The sequence below is a fragment of the Mycetocola spongiae genome (assembly GCF_020424085.1).
Taxonomy (GTDB): Bacteria; Actinomycetota; Actinomycetes; order Actinomycetales; family Microbacteriaceae; genus Mycetocola; species Mycetocola spongiae.
In genome coordinates, this window is sequence record NZ_CP080203.1 from 690,302 (window position 1) to 712,819 (window position 22,518).

Annotated in this window: 20 protein-coding genes; 1 reads left to right on the top strand and 19 read right to left on the bottom strand. The window is 64.4% G+C overall.

The genetic code is table 11. The features are described from left to right. Positions 1-34: 34 nt before the first annotated feature. The 18 genes from KXZ72_RS03290 to uvrB form a co-directional block, all read right to left on the bottom strand. The gene (locus KXZ72_RS03290) at positions 35-1,978 is read right to left on the bottom strand and encodes an ABC transporter ATP-binding protein/permease (protein ID WP_226082306.1); all 1,944 of its coding nucleotides are present in this window, start codon (positions 1,976-1,978) and stop codon (positions 35-37) included. Further along, positions 1,975-3,105, bottom strand: a complete 1,131-nt coding sequence (locus KXZ72_RS03295) for a hypothetical protein (protein ID WP_226082307.1) — start codon at positions 3,103-3,105, stop codon at positions 1,975-1,977. Before KXZ72_RS03295 ends, KXZ72_RS03290 begins: the two co-directional genes overlap by 4 nt. Beyond that, positions 3,102-3,926: a hypothetical protein gene (locus KXZ72_RS03300; protein WP_226082308.1), complete on the bottom strand. Its 825-nt coding sequence runs from the start codon at positions 3,924-3,926 to the stop codon at positions 3,102-3,104. The genes KXZ72_RS03295 and KXZ72_RS03300 overlap by 4 nt, the downstream gene beginning before the upstream one ends. Then, positions 3,923-4,882, bottom strand: a complete 960-nt coding sequence (locus tag KXZ72_RS03305) for a hypothetical protein (RefSeq protein WP_226082309.1) — start codon at positions 4,880-4,882, stop codon at positions 3,923-3,925. The genes KXZ72_RS03300 and KXZ72_RS03305 overlap by 4 nt, the downstream gene beginning before the upstream one ends. Next, on the bottom strand, positions 4,882-5,202 hold the full coding sequence (locus KXZ72_RS03310) for a hypothetical protein (protein WP_226082310.1): 321 nt from the start codon (positions 5,200-5,202) through the stop codon (positions 4,882-4,884). The genes KXZ72_RS03305 and KXZ72_RS03310 overlap by 1 nt, the downstream gene beginning before the upstream one ends. A 230-nt stretch (positions 5,203-5,432) precedes the next feature. After that, the gene (locus KXZ72_RS03315) at positions 5,433-5,801 is read right to left on the bottom strand and encodes an RNA polymerase-binding protein RbpA (RefSeq protein ID WP_226082311.1); all 369 of its coding nucleotides are present in this window, start codon (positions 5,799-5,801) and stop codon (positions 5,433-5,435) included. A 12-nt stretch (positions 5,802-5,813) separates the two neighbouring features. Beyond that, complete coding sequence (gene secG / locus KXZ72_RS03320; protein WP_226082312.1) at positions 5,814-6,065, bottom strand: preprotein translocase subunit SecG; 252 nt, start codon at positions 6,063-6,065, stop codon at positions 5,814-5,816. 202 nt (positions 6,066-6,267) lie between these two features. Next, positions 6,268-7,056, bottom strand: coding sequence for a triose-phosphate isomerase (gene tpiA / locus KXZ72_RS03325; protein WP_226082313.1), 789 nt, complete (start codon positions 7,054-7,056; stop codon positions 6,268-6,270). Beyond that, positions 7,050-8,261: a phosphoglycerate kinase gene (locus tag KXZ72_RS03330; protein ID WP_226082314.1), complete on the bottom strand. Its 1,212-nt coding sequence runs from the start codon at positions 8,259-8,261 to the stop codon at positions 7,050-7,052. The genes tpiA and KXZ72_RS03330 overlap by 7 nt, the downstream gene beginning before the upstream one ends. 26 nt (positions 8,262-8,287) lie before the next feature. Next, positions 8,288-9,295, bottom strand: coding sequence for a type I glyceraldehyde-3-phosphate dehydrogenase (gene gap, locus KXZ72_RS03335; protein ID WP_226082315.1), 1,008 nt, complete (start codon positions 9,293-9,295; stop codon positions 8,288-8,290). A gap of 116 nt (positions 9,296-9,411) precedes the next feature. Further along, on the bottom strand, positions 9,412-10,038 hold the full coding sequence (locus KXZ72_RS03340) for a superoxide dismutase (protein WP_226082316.1): 627 nt from the start codon (positions 10,036-10,038) through the stop codon (positions 9,412-9,414). 147 nt (positions 10,039-10,185) lie between these two features. Continuing rightward, complete coding sequence (gene whiA, locus KXZ72_RS03345; protein WP_226082317.1) at positions 10,186-11,163, bottom strand: DNA-binding protein WhiA; 978 nt, start codon at positions 11,161-11,163, stop codon at positions 10,186-10,188. A gap of 44 nt (positions 11,164-11,207) precedes the next feature. After that, positions 11,208-12,092, bottom strand: a complete 885-nt coding sequence (rapZ, locus tag KXZ72_RS03350) for an RNase adapter RapZ (protein ID WP_226082318.1) — start codon at positions 12,090-12,092, stop codon at positions 11,208-11,210. A 48-nt stretch (positions 12,093-12,140) separates the two neighbouring features. Then, positions 12,141-14,024: an excinuclease ABC subunit UvrC gene (uvrC, locus tag KXZ72_RS03355; protein ID WP_226082319.1), complete on the bottom strand. Its 1,884-nt coding sequence runs from the start codon at positions 14,022-14,024 to the stop codon at positions 12,141-12,143. Further along, the gene (gene uvrA, locus KXZ72_RS03360; protein ID WP_226082320.1) at positions 14,025-17,153 is read right to left on the bottom strand and encodes an excinuclease ABC subunit UvrA; all 3,129 of its coding nucleotides are present in this window, start codon (positions 17,151-17,153) and stop codon (positions 14,025-14,027) included. Between the two features lie 154 nt (positions 17,154-17,307). After that, the gene (locus tag KXZ72_RS03365; RefSeq protein ID WP_226082321.1) at positions 17,308-18,111 is read right to left on the bottom strand and encodes an SDR family oxidoreductase; all 804 of its coding nucleotides are present in this window, start codon (positions 18,109-18,111) and stop codon (positions 17,308-17,310) included. A 15-nt stretch (positions 18,112-18,126) separates the two neighbouring features. Further along, the gene (locus KXZ72_RS03370; protein ID WP_226082322.1) at positions 18,127-18,651 is read right to left on the bottom strand and encodes a MarR family winged helix-turn-helix transcriptional regulator; all 525 of its coding nucleotides are present in this window, start codon (positions 18,649-18,651) and stop codon (positions 18,127-18,129) included. A 120-nt stretch (positions 18,652-18,771) separates the two neighbouring features. Then, complete coding sequence (gene uvrB, locus KXZ72_RS03375; protein WP_226082323.1) at positions 18,772-20,838, bottom strand: excinuclease ABC subunit UvrB; 2,067 nt, start codon at positions 20,836-20,838, stop codon at positions 18,772-18,774. A 102-nt stretch (positions 20,839-20,940) separates the two neighbouring features. On the opposite strand from uvrB, the gene KXZ72_RS03380 reads away from it, so the two are divergent. Then, positions 20,941-21,885 (top strand): SDR family NAD(P)-dependent oxidoreductase, encoded by a 945-nt coding sequence (locus KXZ72_RS03380; RefSeq protein ID WP_226082324.1) that lies wholly within the window; start codon positions 20,941-20,943, stop codon positions 21,883-21,885. 9 nt (positions 21,886-21,894) lie between these two features. Here the strand turns inward: KXZ72_RS03380 and KXZ72_RS03385 are convergent, their stop codons facing one another. Next, positions 21,895-22,506 carry a TetR/AcrR family transcriptional regulator gene (locus KXZ72_RS03385; RefSeq protein WP_226082325.1) on the bottom strand — a complete coding sequence of 204 codons (612 nt, stop codon included), beginning with the start codon at positions 22,504-22,506 and terminating at the stop codon, positions 21,895-21,897. Positions 22,507-22,518: the final 12 nt, after the last annotated feature.

Consider the following 22,518-nt stretch of genomic DNA (forward strand, 5'->3'; position numbering starts at 1 on the left):
CAGGCTATCATCGCGCCGCCCGGGTGTGTCGGGACTATCCACGGATCGCATCGGCTGGATGCGCACGCGCCGCCACCAGCGCCGGATAGGCCGAGGCCAGGATCCCGGTGATCGCCCCCGCGCCGATGCCAACCCCCACGGCGCTCGGCGCGAGGGTGGGGGTCCAGCCCTGCGCGGCACATGCGATCAACACCCCCATCATGCCCACCGCGCTTCCCGCGATGCCGCCCCCGAGCCCAATCGTGAGCCCCTCCAGGGTGAACATTCGCCAGATCGACGCGCGACTCGCCCCGATCGCGCGTCGCAGCGCGATCTCCGCGGCACGTGCCTGCACGGAAAGATACATTGCGGTGGCCGCGCTGAGCGAGGCCAATGCCAAAAGAACCCCCGCGATTATTCCCATCAGCGTGCCCAGGTCGGTGGATACCCCGCGGCCGAGGTTGCGGAGATCGGCCACCGTGGATACCCTGACCGCGGCGGGATCCCCCGGGGAAACCGCGAGTGGGATGGCCTCGGCCACGGCCGCCGGGAACCCGGGTTGGGTGCGCACCAACAGTTCGGGTTCGCTCACGGGAAGTCGATCGCGCAGGCCCGGGGACAGCAGGATGGTATTGGCCAGCAGCTCGTCCCGGCCCGGATCGGAGATGATGCCCACCACATCCAGTGCGATTCCGCCCACCCAGATCTGTTTGCCGGGTCCGGCAGAGTGAATGCCGAGGTCTCGGGCGGCGTCCCGGCCCAGGAGTGCGATATTTCCTCCCCAGTCATTTTCTAATAGGGTCGATGCGCCGTTCGGTACGATGCTGGGCGCCTGTAGCCGGACATAATCGGGATCGGCCAGCTGAATGCGGCCGGTAAAGCGTGCCGCTCCCGGAACGGAGTCCGGCGGCAGCAGGGAGACGCGCGCATCGGCGGTGGCGATTATGGCACGATATCCCACACCGCTCACGCCCTCCAGGGCGCGGATCCGTGCGGCGGTATCGGCGGATTCTGCGAGGGTGGGGTCCTTCCCCGATACCACAACCTCATCGAGCCCCGCCCGGGTAATGCGTTCGCTGACCTGGGCGGCGGCACTCTCGTTCAGCCCCATCGAGGCCACCAGTCCGCCGGTTCCCAGGAGAAAGGCGAGGAGAAGCAGGAGCGAACGCCCGGGTTTTCCGGTGTGTATCGAGAGTGCCTGCGCGATCTCGTCGAGCGCGCGGCGCGGCCAGCCCCCGCCGCGCTGGACGCCGGGCCTGGACGGGACCTCTGCCCTCTCGGCGGGGAGGGCGCTATCGGGTTTCCGCCCCGCGCTGCCGTCGCCCAGGACGCCGTCAACGAGGTGCACGGTGCGGTCGGCCGCGGCCGCAACCTCGCGGTCATGGGTGATCAGGATCACGCTAACCCCGCCGCGGTTCAGCCCGCGCAGATAGCTCATGATACGGGCCGAGTTGGCGCTGTCCAGCGCCCCGGTGGGTTCATCCGCGAGGATCAGCCTCGGTCGTGTGGCCACCGCCCGGGCGATAGCCACCCGCTGCCGCTCGCCGCCCGAGAGATTTTTTCCCAGTTCCTCGGATCGCGGGAGGAGGTCCAGCAGGTCCAACGCCCGGGTGACCCGCTCCTCGCGCTCGCGCCTACGCACGCCCTGCACGCGCAGGCCCAGCGCGGCATTATCGGCGGCGGAATCGGCGAGGAGCACGTGCGACTGTTGGAAGACAAACCCGATGACGTGGGCACGCAGGAGGTTTTGCTCCGACTCGCGCAGGCCCGATACGTCCGTACCGTCAAATTCATAGGTCCCGCCACTTGCGGTATCAAGCAACCCCAGAAGATTCAGGAGGGTGGATTTGCCGGCGCCCGAGGGGCCCATGATGGCAATAAACTCCCCCACGCCCACGCTGAGATTCACCGAGCGCAACGCAAAAACCCGTTCCGGGCCGGAACCGTAGTATTTTTGGAGGCCGCTCACCCGCAGGAGGGGCCGCGAAGGGCCGGTCACGGTCCCACCCGAATGCTGGTGCCCACGGGGAGGTCCTCCCGTGGTTCAATCGCGGCCCAGCCACCGCCCTGCGCGGTGATCCGGATCTCGATGCGGCGAGGGGACGGTGTAGCTTTTGCTCCCTCGGCCGGGGCAAGTTCCACGTAGCTTTTTCCGCCATCCTGGCGCACGGCCGTGAGCGGCACGGCCGGGGTCTCGGCGGTCACCGCGGCCGGGAGGATCTGCACCGCCGCGTCCACCCCGAGCCCCAGCTGGGGTGGCAGGCTCAGTGTTATGTCGTATCCGCCGGCACCGCTGCTATCGGTGTTAAATTCGCCCACGGCGATGACGGAAGATTCCGCCGGTTCGCCGGTTCCCGCGGAGATCCGTACCGGGGTTCCCACCGGATAGCGGGCCAGCTGCCTTGCGGTGACGCGGGTGCTGATGATATCGGGGGACAGCCGCAGGCTCAGTACCTCGCTCTCGCCGGAGAGCACGGTACCAACCGGTGAGATTGACTTCAGGACTGCTCCCCCGGCGGGAATATGGATAAACTCCGACCATAAGATCACGGCCGCCCCCTCGGCCGTGACCGGTGCGGAATAGCCGGCCCGGACATAAATATGGCCTATCGCATCAAGCGTGGCGCGATCCGCTACGCCCGTGACCCGAACGCCGCGGGCCCCCAGATCTCGGAGGAGCAGCTGGAGCGCGCGCACATCGTTTCCGCGGTCCCCCTCCAGCACATCGCGGTAGAGCGGCACCTCGGGGGGAACGGTAATTCGGGGGCGACCGGAGATCTCCAGGGGAATGCTCCCGGGCGCGAGCGTATCCCCGGGGGCGACCCGCACACCGCTGATCACCGTAGGCCCGGAGCCCTCGGCTGGACCGGCGGTGAGCTTCAGAGAGAAGGACTGCCCGGCACTCACGGTGCCGGGCAGTCGCTCGTCCTCCCCCACGACCCGCGTCTCCACCTGCGCCAGGACGGGCACGGTATCGTCCGCGTTATGTAGCGCGCGATCCTCGGGGCTCACCATGATCGATCCCAGCAGAAATGCCGCGATCAGCAAGAGAATAATGATGCCGAGGAACGCGGTGAGTCGCAGCGGATGGCGGATGCTCCGCAGGACTACGCCGTGCGCCGTCACCGCTGTTCCCCCTCCGCAATCAGCCGGTCCAGATCGGCCTCGATCCGTTGCCGCTCGCCGCGAGTGGCCTCCAACTCCTCGCGGTTCTCGCCGAGCAGCTCGGACTGTCGCACCGCCTCCAGGTCAAAAAGGCCCTGAATGGCGCCGGTTTCCACCGCGCAACGGGCGTCGATAACGGCATAGGCCCGCGCACGTTCGGGATCACTGCGCATCGAGGGATACCGGGCCCGACGGGAGGCTTCGTCGATGGGGATGTCCGCCTCGGTGAGGCAGTTTTCGATCCGCGCGAAGAACGCGCTGCCCTCGCTGCTGGGGGCAACCGCCGCGGCGGCCTCCTCGGCGAGCCTGCGCGCGGGGTCGTTTCCGTGGATCAGGTTGGTGACGGCGGCGAACCGGGGTTCCGCTGCCTCCACACAGCGTTTGCTCGCCGCCTCGTGTTCGGGCGATGGCGAGAATCCCACGTCGGCAATATAGTTGGTCAACGGCCCCGGCTCGGGCCCATCCCTCTCGGCAAGCGGCAGGCTCCATACCCCAAACTCCCGGGCGTCGCGTGGCGCCGAGGCGCTCCAGTCCACCGAATCGGCCTGGGTCGAGAGCCCCTGCGCCGCGAGGCAGGCGTCCACATCCAGCGCCAGCGCATGCCGATATTTTGCCTGAAACGCGGGGAGGTCGGCCCGATAATCATCGAGTGGGAGCGCCGCGGACCCGCGTTCAAAATCGAGTATCGCGCTCGCGTGCGTGTCCTTCTCGCCGGGCAGGGCCGAGCACCCGGCGAGGGCGCAGGTGAAAACGGCCAGTAGCGCCAGTGCCCGCGGTCTCATCGCACCTTCCCCTCGCGAATCACGGAGTCGAGGGTGCGGGCGATCTGATCCATCCGGGTGCGGTGTTCCTCCAGCGCGGCCTCGTGATCACGCATGAGAGCCGATTGATAGCGCGCCTGCAGGTTAAATAGCTCCTGAATCGCCCCGGTGGACACAGCACATTCGGCCTCCGCGGTGGCCGCGGCGATCTGGGTTTCCGGTGGCTGCTGGAGATATTGTTCGGAGAGTTCAATCCGGTTTGGGTCGAGGATTACGCCCTTCTGCTCGATGCACTCCGCGCGCCGCCCAAGGGCCTCCCTGCCTTCCGTGCTTTCCACGACAAATTGATGGGCATCGCGACCGATCTGAAAATCGATATTGGGCGCCTCCAAATATTCCAAAGAATCGATGAGCTGTTGTTTGGCGTCCTCCATGCAGCCGGGGAAATCCGCGTTATAGGGGACGCCCAAAGCAAGCGTATCCGTTGGTGGATGCCCGGTATTAGGGGGTAGTGCAAAACCAAATTCCGAGGCAATCGATACACTCCACTGACCAAACTCGCGGTTTTCGGACTCGGCAAATTCCGAGTTCCGATCCGGGGACGGCGGGCTCAAAAACCCCTTCTGCTGCATGCAGGAATCGGTAAGGGCATCGATTGCCCGGTTAACGCGCGTCACATACGGAGCCGACTGCGTGCTGAGGCTAGCGAGCGGTAGCTCCACGGTGCCCGCGATAAAATCAAGGTGCGCAGTGACTCCCGCAAATTCGTCGATCGAGACCCGGGGAAGGCTCGAGGCGGCATCGTTTGGTTCTGGATCACCCGGGGAGCCAGCACAGGAAACCAGTACAACCCCCAGGGCAGTAACCATCGCGCCCGCGATTATCGACATGCAAATTCTCTTCATTCTTAACGTACTTTCACGGAGGGCCGGGCGGTGGGCGGCCACACCTTTCTCTCGGCCACCCACCGCAACCATTAACGAAGGCTCGAGGTTTTATCGTTGACGTCGTAGCCGTATGTGCCGAGGTGATCGGTGCCGATATAGGACTCAACAGGGCGCCGGCCCCCGTAGTTTCGATCCTTAGAGAGAATCGTGGAACGCGCCGGAGAGGTCACCCTCGGTGAACTGCTCCGGTCGTTCGCATCGTCGCCCATGTATGGCGTGGGGCCTCGACCCTGGTCGCCACGGTATCCGCCGTAATAGGCGTGGTCGTAGAGATGGATCCCGGCGTGTGCGGGTGCCGCCACTACGATGGCGTCGCCGGTTAAAGCCACTACGGCGGCCACGGTGCTCATAGTTTTTCTCATGCTTTACTCCGTTCATCGACTGAAATTGTCATCTCCTGCCCACGAGATGCCATAAACGGGGTCCGAGACCACAACCCGAGGGTAAGGAGATACAAACAAACGCGCCTGAACACTCCCCTGAAATTGGGTTCAATGCGCTCAGAGGAAACACCCGAAAACACAAAACTGCCCCCGAGGATTTCTCCTCGGGGGCAGTGCGCAGCGGTCTCCCGCTCAAATTATTTCTTGGCCGTGGCCGTTCCGCGACGCTCGCGCAGCTGCTGCAGGGCGTCCTCCAGCAGGCCGGCTGCCTCCTCCTCGGTGCGACGCTCCTTCACGTACGCGAGGTGGGTTTTATACGGCTCAAGCTTCGCCAGCTCCGGCGGGTTTTCCTTATCGCGACCGGCGGGCAGCCCACTTGCGGGGCTATCGATGGTCTCGGGGATTTCCTCATCGGGCAGATTTGCCGCGAAATAACGAACCGTCTGATTGCCCAGGGCATCCCAGTACGACACCGCCACGCGCTCGGCGTGATAGCCGTGATCCTGCTCGCCCATGGGACCCGCACCGACGCGGGATCCCCGAATTGCACTACCTCCGGCAGCCATATTTACTCCTACTTAGATGACGGACTGGAACTTGGTGATCAAGCCCAGCGCCACGATTGATGCAAACCACACGAGGCCAAGGATGACCGTGATGCGGTTAAGGTTGCGCTCGGCCACACCGGACGCGCCGAGGTTGGAGGAAACTCCACCACCGAACATGTCGGAGAGTCCGCCACCACGCCCCTTGTGCAGCAGGATGAGGAATGTGAGCAGGAGGCTGGTAATGCCCAGCAACACCTGCAGGACGACCTGAAGAATCTCCACGAAGGACCTTTCATGCGGCGGAACACGCGGTCGCGCGATCCGCTCAAGTATACCGTGACATCGGCGGGATTCCGACGCACATCTCTGGCTATTCTACCCGGTGCCGCGGGACACCCCGCGGACCACGCCGCGAAATAGCACCACACCCGAAGAAAAGGTTCGTCATCCGTGGACACGGCCACGGATGACGAACCGGAGTTTTTTAGAGACCGACGTGCTGCGGGAAACGGGCGATGCCCGCGAACTCGTTCACGTCGAGGCTTGCGCCGCCCACGAGGGCGCCGTCCACATTGGGTTCGCGCATGAAGCCGGCGATATTGCTGGACTTCACCGAGCCACCGTAGAGGATGCGGGTGCGGTCGGCGATGGCATCGCCGAGCTTCTCGCGCAGCGTGCTCCGCAGCGCGGCGCAGACCTGCTCGGCCTGCTCGGGCGTGGCCGCCTGGCCGGAGCCGATGGCCCAGACGGGCTCATAGGCCACCACGATCTCGGAGTCCGCGGACACCTGGCCGAGGGCAACCTCAAGCTGTGCCACGGGCACGGCGCTCGGGCCGTGCTTCTCGAGGTCCTCGGCGGTCTCGCCCACGCAGATCACGGGGACGAGCTTATGCTTCAGGGCCGCGGCGGTCTTGGCCGCCACCACCTCGTCGGTCTCGTTATGCAGCGTGCGTCGCTCGGAGTGCCCGATGATGACATACTGCGCGTCAAGCTTGGCCAGGAATGCGGCCGAGATCTCGCCGGTATAGGCACCGGACTCCTGAGCCGATACGTCCTGGGCGCCAAAGGCGACCTTCAGCTTATCGGCCGAGATCAGCGTCTGTACGCTGCGCAGATCGGTGAACGGGGGGAATACGGCGACCTCCACGGCGGCGTAATCGTGCTTGGCATCGTCCAGCGCCCAGGCGAGCTTCTGTACAAACGCGATGGCCTGGAGGTGATCCAGGTTCATCTTCCAGTTACCGGCAATAAGCGCGGTGCGAGTGTTTACCATCCCAAAACCTCCAGGCCCGGCAGGCGCTTTCCCTCGAGGAATTCGAGGCTCGCGCCACCACCGGTAGAAATGTGTCCGAACTGATCGTCGCTAAAGCCTAGCGCGCGCACGGCGGCGGCGGAGTCTCCCCCGCCCACCACGCTCAGGCCGTCAACCTCGGTGAGAGACTGGGCCACGGCACGCGTGCCGCCGGCGAAGGCATCAAATTCGAAGACGCCCATCGGGCCGTTCCAGAATACGGTCTTGGAGGACGCGATGATGCGGGCAAAATTGGCGGCGGTATCGGGACCGATATCCAGGCCCAGGCCCGAGGCGCCAAACGTGGCGTCCTCGATGGATTCCACGGGGCGCACCTCGTGTGCGGCATCGGGCGCAAAGGCCGCGGCCACCACCACATCGGTGGGCAGGACGATATCCACGCCCAGGCGCGTGGCCTCGGCCAGATAACCGCGCACGGTCTCGATCTGGTCGGCCTCCAGCAGGCTCGCGCCCACCTTATAGCCCTGGGCGGCGAGGAAGGTAAAGAGCATTCCGCCGCCGATCAGCAGGCGATCCACCTTGGGCAGCAGGTGCCCAATCACGCCGAGCTTATCGGAGACCTTCGAGCCACCCAGAACCACCGCATAGGGGCGCTCGGGGGTCTCGGTCAGGCGGTCGAGGACCGTGAGTTCCGCGGCAATCAGCAGGCCCGCGGCGCTCGGGAGCAATTCGGCGAGCTCATAAACGCTCGCCTGCTTGCGGTGAACAACGCCAAAACCATCGGAGACAAGGGCGTCTCCCAGGCCGGCGAGTTCGCCCGCGAAGCCACGACGCTCGGACTCTTCCTTGGCGGTCTCCCCCGCGTTGAAGCGGAGGTTTTCCAGCAGTGCCACGGATCCATCGGTGAGCTGATCCACAACCTCATGGGCGCTATCACCCACGGTATCGGTGGCGAAGTCCACCTCGCGCCCCAGCAGTTCGGCAAGCCGAACGGCCACGGGGGCGAGGGAGTACTGGGCCTCCGGGGCGCCCTTGGGGCGGCCCAGGTGGGAGATCAGGATCACGCGCGCACCCTGCGAGAGGAGCGCGTTGATGGTGGGCAGTGAGGCGCGGATGCGGCCATCGTCGGTGATCTCGCCGTCCTTTAGGGGGACGTTAAGATCGGCGCGGACGATGACACGCTTTCCAGCGAGATCACCCAGGGTGTCAAGAGTACGGAGCGTCATGGCTTCGCGAGCTTCCTTCAGTTTGGTTAGAGCTTGGAACCGACGAGGACGGTGAGGTCCACGAGGCGGTTGGAGTAGCCCCACTCGTTGTCGTACCAGGACGACAGCTTCACCTGGTTACCGTGCACGCGGATGAGGCCGGCATCGAAGATCGAGGAGTGCGGGTCGGTGACGATATCGCTGGATACGATCTCGTCCTCGGTGTACTTCAGGATACCCTTCAGCGGGCCGGACTCGGCGGCAGCCTTATAGGCGGCCTTGATCTCCTCGACGGTGACCTCGCGCGAGGCCTCCACGGTGAGGTCGGTGATCGAACCGGTGGGTACCGGCACGCGCAGGGCGAAGCCGTCCAGCTTGCCCTTGAGCTCGGGCATAACCACGCCGATGGCCTTGGCGGCACCGGTGGAGGTCGGCACGATGTTTACGCCGGCGGCGCGGGCGCGGCGCAGGTCGCTGTGCGGGCCGTCCTGCAGGTTCTGGTCTGCGGTATAGGCGTGGATGGTGGTCATCAGGCCACGCTCGATGCCGAAGTTATCGTTGAATACCTTGGCCAGGGGCGCGAGGCAGTTCGTGGTGCACGAGGCGTTCGAGATGATGTGGTGGTTCTCGGGGTCGTACAGGTGGTCGTTAACACCCATGACAAACGTGGCGTCCTCGCCGCTCGCGGGAGCGGAGATGAGGACCTTCTTGGCGCCGGCCTCGATGTGCTTGCGGGCCAGGTCGGCCTTGGTGAAGAAGCCGGTGGACTCGATGACGATGTCCACTCCGAGCTCGCCCCAGGGGATGTTGGCGGGGTCGCGCTCGGCGAAGGACTTGATCTCGGTACCGTCCACCACGATGGCGTCATCGGTGAACGAAACCTCGGCGTCAAGACGACCGGTGATGGAGTCGTACTTGAGGAGGTGGGCGAGAGTCTTATTGTCGGTCAGGTCGTTGACGGCGACGATCTCAATGTCGCTGCCCTTGGCGAGGGCGGCACGGAAGTAGTTACGGCCGATACGGCCAAAGCCGTTAATACCGATTTTGACGGTCAAGGATTTCTCCAGTCGCTGGTGGCGCCGAGTTGGCGCTCATTTTTTGTGTGTAAAGCCGTTGCGCAAAAACGGGAAAAGTCCCGGACAGCAGGAGCTGTCCGGGACTTCTCTGTCACTTACGAGAGTACCAGGAGGCCATTCGCGTTAGACCGTGCGTTCTCGAAACGCTTCTGCACGTTTTCCCAGTCCACGATGTTCCAGAAGGCCTTCACGTAGTCGGCGCGCACGTTCTGGTAGTCCAGGTAATACGCGTGCTCCCACACGTCAAGCATCAGCACGGGAATGATGCCGGCGGGGAAGTTTGACTGCTGGTCAAAGAACTGCTGGACGATGAGCTGCTGGCCCACGGCGTCCCAGGCCAGAACCGACCATCCCGAGCCCTGCACGCCGAGTGCGGCGGCGGTGAAGTGGGCCTGGAACTTCTCGAATGAACCGAAGAAGTTATCAATCGCGGCGGCGAGCTCACCGGTGGGCTTATCCCCACCCTCGGCCGACATATTGGTCCAGAAGATCGAGTGGTTGATGTGGCCACCGAGGTTAAACGCGAGGTCCTTCTGAAGCTTATTCACGTTGGCGAGGTTTCCGGCGTCGCGGGCCTCGGCAAGCTGCTCGAGGGCCGTATTGGCTCCCGTCACATATGCCTGGTGGTGCTTGGAGTGGTGCAGCTCCATGATCCGACCGCTGATCGCGGGCTCCAGTGCTCCGTAGTCGTAACCCAGGTCCGGAAGGGTGTAAATAGCCATTAAACCGTTCTCCTCTTTTTCCTCTTCACCGCGAATATTCTTCGCGGGACACTGTTGAGTGATGTACTCAGCCTACTTTAGGCAACATGCAGAATGCCGGGAATATTCCGTCCGCTATGTGCGAACGAAATATTCCCGGCAGATGTTTTAAACCTCGTCGAGGTCTCCGGGCAGGTTGGCATCCGTACCGGGAATGCCCTTTTCCTGCGCGCGCTTATCGGCCATCGCCAGCAGGCGACGGATGCGACCGGCGATTGCGTCCTTTGTCATCGGCGGCTCGGCCTGGTGGCCCAGCTCATCGAGGCTCGCCTCGCGGTGTGCCAGACGCAGCTGGCCCGCATATTTGAGGTGATCGGGGATGTCCTCGCCGAGGATCTCCATGGCGCGCTCCACGCGGGCGCAAGCCGCAACGGCGGCCTGGGCCGAGCGGCGGAGGTTTGCATCGTCGAAGTTCACCAGGCGGTTGGCTGTGGCGCGCACCTCGCGGCGCTGACGCAGTGCCTCCCACTCGGCCACGGTTCCCGCGGCACCCATCTGCACAAGCATCGCGCCGATGGCCTCGCCGTCACGGATGACCACGCGGTGAATGCCCCGCACCTCGCGCGCCTTGGCGGGGATACCCAGGCGGCCGGCGGCACCCACGAGGGCCATGGCCGACTCATTGGTGGGGCAGGTGATTTCGAGGGCCGCACTGCGACCCGGATCGGTGAGCGTTCCCCGGGCCAGGAAGGCCCCACGCCAGATGCCGGCGAGTTCCTCGCGGCCTCCGGTGGTGAGCTTATTCGGCAGGCCGCGGATGGGGCGACGACGCTGATCCATGAGCCCGGTCTGGCGGGCGAGGGTCTCGCCATCCAGGACCCGGACGAGGAAATACTCGGCGCGGCGGGAGCCCGAGGGGGCAATCCGTCCGGCCTCGCTGCGGATGCCGTACAGCTCCGCCAGGTCCTTGCGTACGCGACGTACTAATTCGGGGGTATCGACCTCGGCCTCAATGGCCAGTCGCTGGTTAATCAGGTGAAGTCCACCACTAAAGCGCAGGATGCTGGTGAGCTCCGCTGCGCGCACGGTCGTCTTGGTCGAGACAACCGAGGTGAGTTCTTTTTTGACCTCGTCGGTCAATGCCACGCGTGTTCCAATCGTTGAATCTGAGGATTTAGATTTGCCCGGCACTATTCGCGCCCCAGGTCTCGGTGAGAAAGGCTCACCGCAACACCCGGGAACTCCGCCAGGGCGGCGGCAATCTTGGTTGCAATCGCGACGGAACGGTGTTTACCGCCCGTGCACCCGATTGCAAGCATGGCGTGCCGCTTGTTTTCACGCTGGTAGCCGGCGAGTACCGGCCCCAACACGTTTAGGTAGCTGGCGACGAATTCCTCGACGCCCGGCTGGGAGAACACGTATTCACTGACCGCCGAATCTTGCCCGGTGAACGGGCGCAATTCTGGAATCCAGAAGGGGTTCGGAATGAAACGTGCATCTGCAACCATATCGGCGTCGGGCGGTAATCCATATTTGAAACCAAAACTCATCACCGAGAGCTGCACCCCGGGGGTGCCCTCGGCGGCGAAATAATCGCGAATTTTGGTGGAGAGCTGGTGCACATTCAGGTCGGTGGTATCGATCACGATATCGCTGGATTCGCGAATCGTGGCCAAACGTGCACGCTCGGTGGCGATGCCATCCAGCGTGGTTCCGCCGCCCTGCAACGGGTGCGGCCGGCGCACGGCCTCGAAGCGGCGCACCAGCACCGCATCGGAGGCATCGAGGAAGATCACCCGCAGCTTGGTGCCCTCGCGCAGGCTCTGGATCATGGCCTGAAGGTCACCAAAAAAATCGCGGCCGCGCACGTCCACGATCACGGCGATCTTGGGCAGTGCTCCCTCGGCACGCTCGGCGAGGTCCACCAGGGGACGCAGCATCTGCGGGGGGAGGTTATCCACCACATACCAGTCGAGGTCCTCCAGCGCGTTGGCAACGGTGGAGCGACCGGCGCCGGACATGCCGGTGACAATCAGAACCTCCTGCTGCGGAACGTCGTCGATTTCGGTACTCATATGCCGTGTCCCTTCGGCGTGTCCTGCGTGACACGCGTAGCTTCCAGCTTATCGGGCTTGGAGCGTTTCGTGGATGGCCTCGGCAAGAGCGGGCCCAATTCCGGCCACCTCCTGGATGGCCTCGGGGGTGGCTGCCCGCAGGCGCGTGACCGATCCGAAGTGTTTCAGGAGTGCCGCGCTGCGGGTGGGTCCGAGGCCCGGAACCGTGCCCAATACCGTGCCGATGTCGTTCTTGCGACGCGCCCGCTGATGCGTAATTGCAAAGCGGTGTGCCTCGTCTCGCACGCGCTGAATGAGGAAAAGTGCCTCACTATTTCTCGGCAAAATCACGGGATAATCGCTATCGGGCAGCCAGAGCTCCTCGAGCCGCTTGGCGATGCCCGCGAGCTGAATATCGGTGCGGCCCGCTTCGGCGAGGGCGCGCGCGGCCGCGGCCACCTGGGGCTGGCCTCCATCCACGATGAGTAGCTGGGGAGGATAGGCGAATTTTTGGGGCTTCGCGACCACCTCCCCCGGGTCGAGAATCTCGGGCTCGGCGCTCTCCTCGCCGAGATACGCGAGCCGGCGGCTGATCACCTGATAGAGCGAATCGGTATCGTCGGTGGACTCCGCCACGTTAAAGCGGCGGTATTGATCCTTGCGCGGCAGGCCGTCCTCAAAAACCACCATCGAGGCCACGATATTGGTGCCCTGCAGGTGTGAGGCGTCATAACATTCGATGCGCAGGGGCGCATTATCCATGCCGATGGCCTCCTGGATATCGGCGAGGGCCTGGGAACGCGCGGCAAAATCGGCCGTGCGCCGCGTTTTATACAGTTTGAGGGCGTTTTGCGCGTTGATTGTGGCCGTCTGCATCAGGGCGGCCTTTTCGCCGCGCTGCGCGGCACGCAGCTCCACGCGCCCTCCCCCGCGGCGAGCCGTGAGGATATCCTCCAGGGCCTCGTGATCCTCGGGCAGCTCGGGCACGATGATCTGCCGCGGGATCTCCGCGGCATCGGCCTCGATATAGACGCGCTGGATGATGCCGTCCACGAGTTCCCCCGCGTCGAGCTCCATCTCCTTATCCACCGTCCAGGACTTCACGCCGCGGATGCGTCCCTGTCGCACCATGAACTGGTGCACAGCGGCGGAGAGTTCGTCGTGGGCCAGCCCAAATACATCGGCGTCCATCGATTCGCTGAGCACCACGGCGCTCTTTTCCAGCACGGCCTCAAGCGAGAGCAGGCCATCGCGATATTTGGCGGCGGCCTCATAGTCCATCTCGGCGGAGGCGGCCTTCATTTTGCGGGTCAGCTCGGTGACAAAGCGGCGATCGCCGCCCCCGAGGAAGGCCACAAAATCGTTGACGATCTTGCGGTGCTCCTCGATGGTCACCTTGCCCGAGCACGGCCCCCCACACTTGCCGATCTGGCCGGCAAAACAGGGGCGGCCGGAGGTCATCGCGCGCTTATAGTTGGAATCGGAACACGTGCGGATCGGGAAGGCCTTTAACATCAGCGCGATGGTTTCGTGCACCGCCCAGATTTTTGGATACGGGCCAAAATACTTGGCACCGCGAATCTTTTTATTGCGCGTGACCGTGACCCGGGGGGCCTCATCGGCCATCGTGACCGCGAGATAGGGGTAGGTTTTATCGTCGCGGAATTTCACGTTAAAGGGCGGATCAAACTCCTTGATCCAGGTGAATTCGAGCTGCAGCGCCTCGACGTCGCTGCCCACCACGGTCCAGTCCACCCCCGCCGCGGAGGTGACCATACGCCGCGTGCGCTCATGCAGGCTGCGCAGGGGTGCAAAATAATTGCTCAGGCGGGCACGCAGGTTTTTGGCCTTGCCCACGTAGAGCACCCGCCCCGACGCATCGGAAAACCGATAGACGCCGGGGCTGGTGGGGATCTCCCCCGCCTTCGGGCGATAGCTGAGGGTGTCGGCCATTTATGCGTCGGGGGTATTCCGGGCCGCGCGTGCCGTTTTGGTGGGGGCGCCCTGCGTGGTGACCACCTTGGAGGAGCGCCCACGCTTGGGCGCAGCCTTCGGGGCGGGAGCCTCGCCGCCGGCCCCGGCGGATGCCGCGGCCGTTTTTTTCGGTGCAGCCTTCTTGGGTGCCGCCTTCTTGGCGGGGGCCTTCTTGGCGCCCTTCTTTGCGGGCGCCACCGGGGCCTGAACGGCCTTGGGGAGCGTGCGCTCAAAGCGCACCGGATTGGCGTCGAAGATTTCCTTCAGGAACTGCCCCGTGAAGCTCTCGGGCACCGCGGCCACCTGCTCGGGCGTGCCCGTGGCGATGATGGTACCGCCGCCGGCACCACCCTCGGGACCCATGTCGATCACCCAGTCGGCGGATTTAATGACGTCGAGATTATGCTCGATCGTGATGACGGTATTGCCCTTATCTACCAGGCCGTCAAGCACCAGCAGGAGCTTACGCACATCCTCGAAGTGCAAGCCCGTGGTGGGCTCATCCAGCACATATACGCTGCGGCCATTGGTGCGCTTCTGCAGCTCGGTGGCAAGCTTCACGCGCTGCGCCTCGCCGCCCGAGAGGGTTGTGGCGCTCTGACCGAGGCGCACATAGCCCAGGCCCACCTCCACGAGGGTCTTCAGGAAGCGGTGAATCGCGGTGATCGGCTCGAAGAACTCGGCCGCCTCGGCGATGGGCATATCCAGCACCTCGGCGATGTTTTTGCCCTTATAGTGCACCGCGAGGGTATCGCGGTTATATCGCGCACCGTGGCATACCTCACAGGCCACATAAACATCGGGCAGGAAGTTCATCTCGATCTTGATCGTGCCATCGCCCGAGCAGGCCTCGCAGCGCCCGCCCTTAACGTTGAAGCTAAAGCGCCCGGGCAGATAGCCGCGCACCTTGGCCTCATTGGTTTCCGAGAACAGCGTGCGGATGCGATCAAAAACGCCGGTATAGGTGGCGGGGTTGGAGCGCGGGGTGCGGCCGATGGGGGCCTGGTCCACGTGGATGACCTTATCGAGGTGCTCCAGGCCGGTGACCCGCACGTGCTTGCCGGCCACGCGGCGCGCGCCGTTGAGCTTATTGGCAAGCACCCGGTACAGGATGTCGTTGACCAGCGTGGACTTACCCGATCCGGATACCCCGGTGACGGCCACAAACGTGCCCAGCGGGAAATCGGCGTCTACCTTGCGCAGGTTATTTTCCTGCGCACCCACAACGTGCAGCATGCGCGAGCGATCGATCGGGCGGCGCACGCTGGGCGGCGAGATGGCGCGGCGACCCGAGAGGTAATCGCCCGTGAAGGACTCGGTATTGGCCAGCAGCCCCTCATAATCGCCCGAGTGCACCACGCGGCCGCCGTTTACACCCGCGCCGGGGCCGATGTCTACGATCCAGTCGGCGGTGCGGATGGTGTCCTCATCGTGCTCCACCACGATCAGGGTATTGCCCAGATCGCGCAGGGTGATGAGGGTTTCGATGAGGCGACGGTTATCGCGCTGGTGCAGGCCGATGCTCGGCTCGTCCAAAACATAAAGCACACCGGTCAGGCCCGAGCCGATCTGCGTGGCCAGGCGAATTCGCTGCGCCTCGCCACCCGAGAGCGAGCCCGCGGAGCGCGCGAGGTTGAGGTAGTTGAGGCCCACCTGGATCAGGAAGTCGAGGCGCAGCTTAATCTCGCGCAATACCTGCGCGCCGATCTTGGCCTCGCGCTCGGTGAGCACCATGGTGTCCATAAACGCGCGCGAGTCGATGAGGCTCAGCTCGGCGATATCGGAGATGTTTTCGCCGTTGATCAGCACCGAGAGCACCTCGGGCTTCAGCCGCTTGCCGTGACATACGTGGCACGGCACCTCGCGCAGGTATTCGGTCCAGCGCTGACGCTGGGCATCGGTCTCGGCCTGCATATACTGCCGCTCGATATAGGGCATGACGCCCTCAAAGCCGGAGGTATAGGACATCTCGCGGCCGAAGCGGTTTTTATAGCGCACCTTGACCTTGAAGTTATTGCCGCGCAGCACGGCCTCGCGGGTCTCCTCGGGCAACTCGTTCCACGGGGTCTTCAGGGAGAAATCGAGGTCCTCGGACAGGCCCACAAGCAGCTTCTCGTAGTACTGATAGAGGCCCTTACCCTGCGTGGACCACGGGACAATCACGCCCTCGCTGATGCTGGCCTCGGGATCGCCGATCAGGAGGTCTTCGTCCACGCTCATCCGGGTGCCGAGGCCGGTGCACTCGGGGCAGGCACCAAACGGGGCGTTAAACGAGAATGTGCGCGGCTCAATCTCGGTGAGGCTGATGGGGTGATTATTGGGGCAGGAGAGCTTCTCGCTATAGCTGCGCAGCCCCTCCTCGCCCTCGATGTCCACAAATTTGATCTGCACGATGCCATCGGTCAGGCGCAGGGCCGTTTCGAGGGAGTCGGTGAGGCGGCCCATCAGCTCGGGGCCGGCCACGAGGCGGTCTACCACCACGGAGATATCGTGCTTAAAGCTCTTTTTGAGCTTGGGCGGCTCGCTCAGCTGGATCTGCTCGCCGTCAACCACTGCGCGCGAATAGCCCGCGGCGGCCAGCTCGGCGAAGAGGTCAACAAACTCGCCCTTCTTCTGCGAAACCACGGGGCTCATGACCATATAGCGGGTGCCGGATTCCAGCTCCATGAGCTGATCGGCGATCTGCTGAACCGTTTGTTTTTGGATGGGCTCGCCACACTGCGGGCAGTGCGGCACGCCGATGCGCGCCCAGAGCAGGCGCATATAGTCCCAGACCTCGGTGATGGTGCCGACGGTGGAGCGCGGGTTGCGGTTGGTGGATTTTTGGTCGATGGATACCGCGGGGCTCAGCCCCTCGATGAAGTCCACGTCCGGGCGATCCACCTGGCCCAAAAACTGGCGGGCATAGGCCGAGAGCGACTCCACATAGCGGCGCTGCCCCTCGGCGAAGATGGTGTCAAACGCGAGTGAGGATTTTCCCGAGCCGGACAGGCCCGTGAAGACCACAAGCGAGTTGCGCGGGATGTCCAGATTAACGTTGCGCAGGTTATGCACCCGGGCACCGCGGACACTCAGAGTATTAAGGGAATCTACCTTTGAAATCGACACCCCTGAAGTCTACGCGGGACCACCGACATTGGGATCACATTGGTTACGCCAGGAGTGATCACGCGATGAATTTTGGTAACAACGGGATTAAAAACGGGCCTCCTCGGGGACGCGGTATCGGTCGGCCACCCGCGGGTGGCCGACCGGGGATGACCTATGCGGAGGGCAGTGCGGCCGCGACGGGCCAGTCGTTTGCGCGGATCAGCGCATCGGTTCCGCCATCCACAAAGACGATGGCACCGGCCATAAAATCGGCCGCGGGGCTGAGCATAAACGTGGTCCAGGCCGCGATCTGCTCGGCACTGCCGAAGGAGCCGATCGGGATCGGGAACGAGCGCACGGCATCGCCGTTGGGTCCGTCCAGCTGGCTCTGCAGAAGCGGAGTCAGGATCGCCCCCGGCGCAATCGCGTTCAGGCGAATCCCGCTGCCCGCCCACTCCGGGGTCACGGCCGTGCGGCGCAGCCAGCGGCTCAGCGCCAGCTTGGAGGCGCCGTACACCAGCGCGGAGGCATACTCGCCAAAGGGAGCGATCAGCTCCGGGATGGCCTCGAGATTATTATCCAGGAACGCCGAAACCAGGGCGTCGGGAACGCCCGGGGTGGTGGTGGCAGCATTGGAGGCGTACACCACAACCTTTGAGTTTCCCGCGGCCGCGAGTGCCGGGCGCAGCCCCAGCAGCAGCTCGGTCACGCCCAGATAGTTCACGCTTGCGGTGAGCATTTCGCGACCCGGGATCGGGCCCACTCCCGCGGCCAATACGGCGCCATCGAGGCGTCCAGCGGATTTTTCCAGGACGGTGGCCACGGCCTGCGCGCGGCCCTCGGCGGTGGAGAGATCGGCGATGATATCGGCATCGCGCAGGTCGATGCCCAGCACCTCGTGGCCCTGGGCGATCAACTGCTCGGCGCTTGCGCGCCCCATCCCCGACCCGGATCCGGTGACAACATAGAGCGACATGTGCTTCTCCTTGCGTTATTTTTTGGGGGTCGCGGCGGGTACCGCGGCGTCTAGAGGGGCCGTGGCGCGGCGCGCAAAACGACCAAAATATTCGGTGAGCACCGCGATATCGGGCTCGCTCCACTCGGCGAGGATTTCCGCGATCATGCGGTCTCCCCCGGCGCTGAGCCGCTCCGCCACCGATACGCCGGCGGGGGTGAGTGAAACTAGCGAGGCCCGCGCGTCCTCGGGATCGGGAAGCCGCACCACCAGCCCCGCGGCGGCGAGGCGCGCGAGCTGCTTACTCATCGAGGAGGCCGTCAGCCGCAGCTCATGCGCGAGGTCCCCGGGGCGCAGCCGGCTCACCCGCGCCAGGGCAAAGAGGCAGGGGATATCGGTGGTCTCCACGTCCACCCCAGACTCGCGGGCGATATGCGCCATGGTATCCGGGTGTGACCAGTGGGTGATCACCCGGATCAGCGAGGTGAGCAAGGGCGAGTCATAGGTGACCCCGGGCTCATACTCCCCCGCGCCGCGATGTGCGTCCAGCCTTCGCGCCATCGTCTCCCCCTTAAACTATTTTCCTAAGGAAAGTATATCGGGGTGGGGTGCTCCCGTCCAGAAAAACCTCGGGGGCCCATCCTTCTGGATGGGCCCCCGGGGCTTCTCTTGGTAAATCCGCTAGATATGGCCCGCCTTGGACATTTGGCGGAGCTCCTTTTTGAGGTCCTGCACCTCATCGCGAAGCCGGCCCGCGAGCTCAAATTTCAGCTCGGCCGCGGCCGCGAGCATCTGCGCGTTAAGATCGCCGATCAGCGATTCCAGCTCGGCGGCGCCCTCGGCCGCGATGCCCTCGCGGCGCAGCTGCGGGGTGGGGGATTTTTTCTTTTCGTCGTATTTGCCCGCGAGCAACTCGGCGGTATCCGCGCCCTCGCGCAGCAGCTGATCGGTGATATCGGCGATCTTCTTGCGCAGCGGCTGAGGGTCGATGCCGTGCAAGGTGTTATAGGCCACCTGCTTTTCGCGGCGACGATCGGTCTCGTCGATGGCCTGCCGCATGGAGGGAGTGATCTTATCGGCATACATATGCACCTGACCCGAGACGTTTCGGGCCGCACGACCGATGGTCTGGATCAGCGATGTGGAGGAGCGCAGGAAGCCCTCCTTATCGGCATCCAGGATGGCCACCAGCGATACCTCGGGAAGGTCCAGACCCTCCCGCAGCAGGTTGATGCCCACCAGGACGTCATAAACACCCTGGCGCAGCTCGGTCAGCAGCTCCACGCGGCGCAGGGTATCCACATCGGAGTGCAGATAGCGCACCCGGACACCGGCCTCGGTGAGGAAGTCGGTGAGCTCCTCGGCCATTTTTTTGGTGAGGGTGGTGACCAGGACGCGCTCATCGCGCTCGGCCCGGGCGCGGATCTCCTCCAGCAGGTCGTCGATCTGCCCCTCCGAGGGCTTCAGGATGATCTCGGGGTCGATCAGGCCCGTGGGGCGGATGATCTGCTCCACCACGCCATCGGCGATGCCCATCTCGTATTTGCCCGGGGTGGCCGAGAGGTATACGGTCTGGCCCACGCGGTTTTTAAACTCGGAGAACGTCAGCGGGCGGTTATCCATGGCGCTGGGCAGGCGGAAACCGTGGTCTACCAGCGTGCGCTTGCGCGAGGCATCACCCTCAAACATCGCGCCGATCTGCGGAACGGTGACGTGGGACTCGTCGATAACGGTGAGGAAGTCATCGGGGAAATAATCGAGCAGGCAGTTGGGGGCCTCGCCGGGACTGCGGGCGTCAATATGGCGCGAGTAGTTCTCGATGCCGGAGCAGAAACCAATCTGCTGCATCATCTCGAGGTCAAACGTGGTGCGCATGCGCAGCCGCTGGGCCTCGAGCAGCTTGCCCTGGCCCTCAAGCTCCTCGAGCCGAATCTCAAGCTCCTCCTCGATGGTTTTCATGGCGCGCTGCATGGTCTCGGGGCTCGCGGCGTAGTGGGTGGCCGGGAATACGGAAATGGCATCAAGCTTCTGCACGATCTCGCCCGTGAGCGGGTGCAGCGAATAGATGGCCTCGATCTCATCGCCAAAAAGCTCGATGCGAATGGCGAGCTCCTCATAGACCGGAATGATCTCGATGGTATCGCCGCGCACCCGGAAGTTTCCGCGGGAAAAATCGATATCGTTGCGGTTGTACTGCATCCCCACAAAGCGGCGAATGAGGCGGTCCCGCCCCACATTTTCGCCCACCTGCAGCGCCACCATGGCCTCTAAATACTCCTCGGCCGCACCCAGGCCATAGATACACGACACCGTGGAGACCACCACCACATCGCGCCGACTCAGCAGCGAATTGGTGGTGGAGTGGCGCAGGCGCTCCACCTCGGCGTTGACCGAGGAGTCTTTTTCGATGAAGGTATCGGTCTGCGGGACGTAGGCCTCGGGCTGGTAATAATCGTAATAGGAGACAAAATATTCCACGGCGTTATTGGGTAAGAGCTCGCGGAACTCATTGGCCAGCTGGGCAGCAAGCGTTTTATTATGCGCCATCACCAGCGTGGGCCGCTGCACCTGCTCGATGAGCCAGGCGGTGGTGGCGGACTTACCGGTACCCGTGGCACCCAATAGCACCACGTCGGCCTCACCGGCGTTGATACGCTGCGCAAGATCGGCAATGGCGGCGGGCTGATCACCGCTCGGGGTATATTCGCTGATGACCTCAAACGGGCGGACTGAACGGGTGGGTTCCATGCCTCAAGTCTAGGCACCACCACCGACATTGGCGCGAATGTTCGCCACGGGCTACACGGGTGGATTCGTGCGCGCCGGGCGCGCACGCGGTAGCGTCGCAGTATGCATCCGTGGACCCCCGCCAATCTGCCCCACTCCCCCGAAAAAACCTTCGTGGTGACCGGCGGCAACGCGGGCATCGGGTTTTTTATCGCCGAGCAATTGCTGGATACCGGGGCCGAGGTCATCCTCGCCTGCCGCAGCGAGGAGCGGGCCGCCGCGGCGATCACCACCCTGAGTGCCCATAAGCCCCACGGCCGCCTCGGTTTTATCCGCCTCGACCTGGCCGATCCCGCGAGCATCACCGCGGCGGCGGCGGATATCCGTGCGCTTCCCCGCGTGGACGGCCTGATCCTCAACGGCGGGGCCAAGATTGTGGACACCCGCGCCGAGACCCGCGCGGGTGAGGAACTCGTCTTTGGCACCAATCAGCTGGGAAATTTTGCCCTCATTGCACGCGTGCTGGACGCCCTGGAGCGCCGGCCCGGGGCGCGCATCATCACGATGGGCAGCCTGGGCTATCTGGTGGCCCGGCTTGACCCGCGGGACGTGGATCACCGGGCGGGCTCCTATGCGGGGCTGGCCACCTATACCGCCTCCAAATACGCGCAGATGCTCACGGCCCGGGAGCTGGATCGCCGCCTGCGCGCGGCCGGCATGGGAACGCGCAGCCTGATCGCCCAGCCGGGGGTGGCCCTGGACGAACTCGGCCCGCGCCGCGAGCCCGCGCCCCCGTATCGGCCGTGGGCCCCGCTCCGGGCGCGCACAGCGCGCCTCCTCTTCCAGGGAAAGGATGCCGGGGCCTGGCCCGCGGTCCGCGCCACGCTGGATCCGGCGGCGCAGGGCGGCTCCCTCTGGGGGCCGCGGTTCCTCGCGAGCCGCGGGGCCCCGGTGCGCGCGCGGCTCCCCCGCCGCCTGCGCGCCGAAAACCTGGCTGCGCGCATCTGGTCGCTGAGCGAGGAGCGCACGGGGCTGTCCCTCCTCCCCGAGTTCGCCCCGCGCGACTAACGGGGGCGATCAGGCCGCCCGCACCTCGGGGAACGCGAGGAAGGACTCCAGGGAGTCCAGATAGGCCTCGGGGTCGAAGCCCGGGAGCAGGGCCGATTGCAGGATGAATCCCTGCCCCAGCGAGGCCAGCCCGGGCGCGAGCCGTGCGGCATGGCGCCGCGCCCGCTCGGCATCCAGGCCGCGATCCTGGATAAACCAGCGCTCCAAATACGCGGAGAAATAGCCGATAAAACCGTCGATCGCGCGGATAGCGTGCACATGCAGCGCCTCCTCCACAACGGCCTCGGACCAGACCTGCACCACCAGCCCAAACTCCACAAAATCCTCGGGGAAATCCACAAAAATCGCGCGCATCATCTCGTGGGGCGGGGGGATCGACTCCCCCGAGTTCATGCCCTCAATCAGGGACCAGCGCACGGTGAGCACCTCGCCGGCCACGGCCTCGATCAGGTCGTCCTTATTTTTATAGTGGCCGTAAATCGCCCCCGCGGAGAGCCCGGACTCGGCGATGATATCGGCCATGGACGTGGCCTGAAAGCCGCGCCGGGCAAAGCAGCGCAGGGCCGCCTGGGCAATCTCGGAACGCTTGCGCTCCCGATATTCATCACTCACTCTGGGCATACCGCCACCCTA

Coding starts and splice junctions, on each gene's coding strand:
- tpiA (WP_226082313.1), bottom strand. CDS start 7,056: ATGGTAAACACTCGCACCGCGCTTATTGCCGGTAACTGGAAGATGAAC.
- uvrB (WP_226082323.1), bottom strand. CDS start 20,838: ATGGAACCCACCCGTTCAGTCCGCCCGTTTGAGGTCATCAGCGAATAT.
- KXZ72_RS03300 (WP_226082308.1), bottom strand. CDS start 3,926: ATGAGACCGCGGGCACTGGCGCTACTGGCCGTTTTCACCTGCGCCCTC.
- KXZ72_RS03315 (WP_226082311.1), bottom strand. CDS start 5,801: ATGGCTGCCGGAGGTAGTGCAATTCGGGGATCCCGCGTCGGTGCGGGT.
- KXZ72_RS03305 (WP_226082309.1), bottom strand. CDS start 4,882: ATGGTTGCGGTGGGTGGCCGAGAGAAAGGTGTGGCCGCCCACCGCCCG.
- KXZ72_RS03310 (WP_226082310.1), bottom strand. CDS start 5,202: ATGAGCACCGTGGCCGCCGTAGTGGCTTTAACCGGCGACGCCATCGTA.
- KXZ72_RS03380 (WP_226082324.1), top strand. CDS start 20,941: ATGCATCCGTGGACCCCCGCCAATCTGCCCCACTCCCCCGAAAAAACC.
- rapZ (WP_226082318.1), bottom strand. CDS start 12,092: ATGAGTACCGAAATCGACGACGTTCCGCAGCAGGAGGTTCTGATTGTC.
- KXZ72_RS03330 (WP_226082314.1), bottom strand. CDS start 8,261: ATGACGCTCCGTACTCTTGACACCCTGGGTGATCTCGCTGGAAAGCGT.
- KXZ72_RS03340 (WP_226082316.1), bottom strand. CDS start 10,038: ATGGCTATTTACACCCTTCCGGACCTGGGTTACGACTACGGAGCACTG.
- KXZ72_RS03365 (WP_226082321.1), bottom strand. CDS start 18,111: ATGTCGCTCTATGTTGTCACCGGATCCGGGTCGGGGATGGGGCGCGCA.
- KXZ72_RS03370 (WP_226082322.1), bottom strand. CDS start 18,651: ATGGCGCGAAGGCTGGACGCACATCGCGGCGCGGGGGAGTATGAGCCC.
- uvrC (WP_226082319.1), bottom strand. CDS start 14,024: ATGGCCGACACCCTCAGCTATCGCCCGAAGGCGGGGGAGATCCCCACC.
- KXZ72_RS03385 (WP_226082325.1), bottom strand. CDS start 22,506: ATGCCCAGAGTGAGTGATGAATATCGGGAGCGCAAGCGTTCCGAGATT.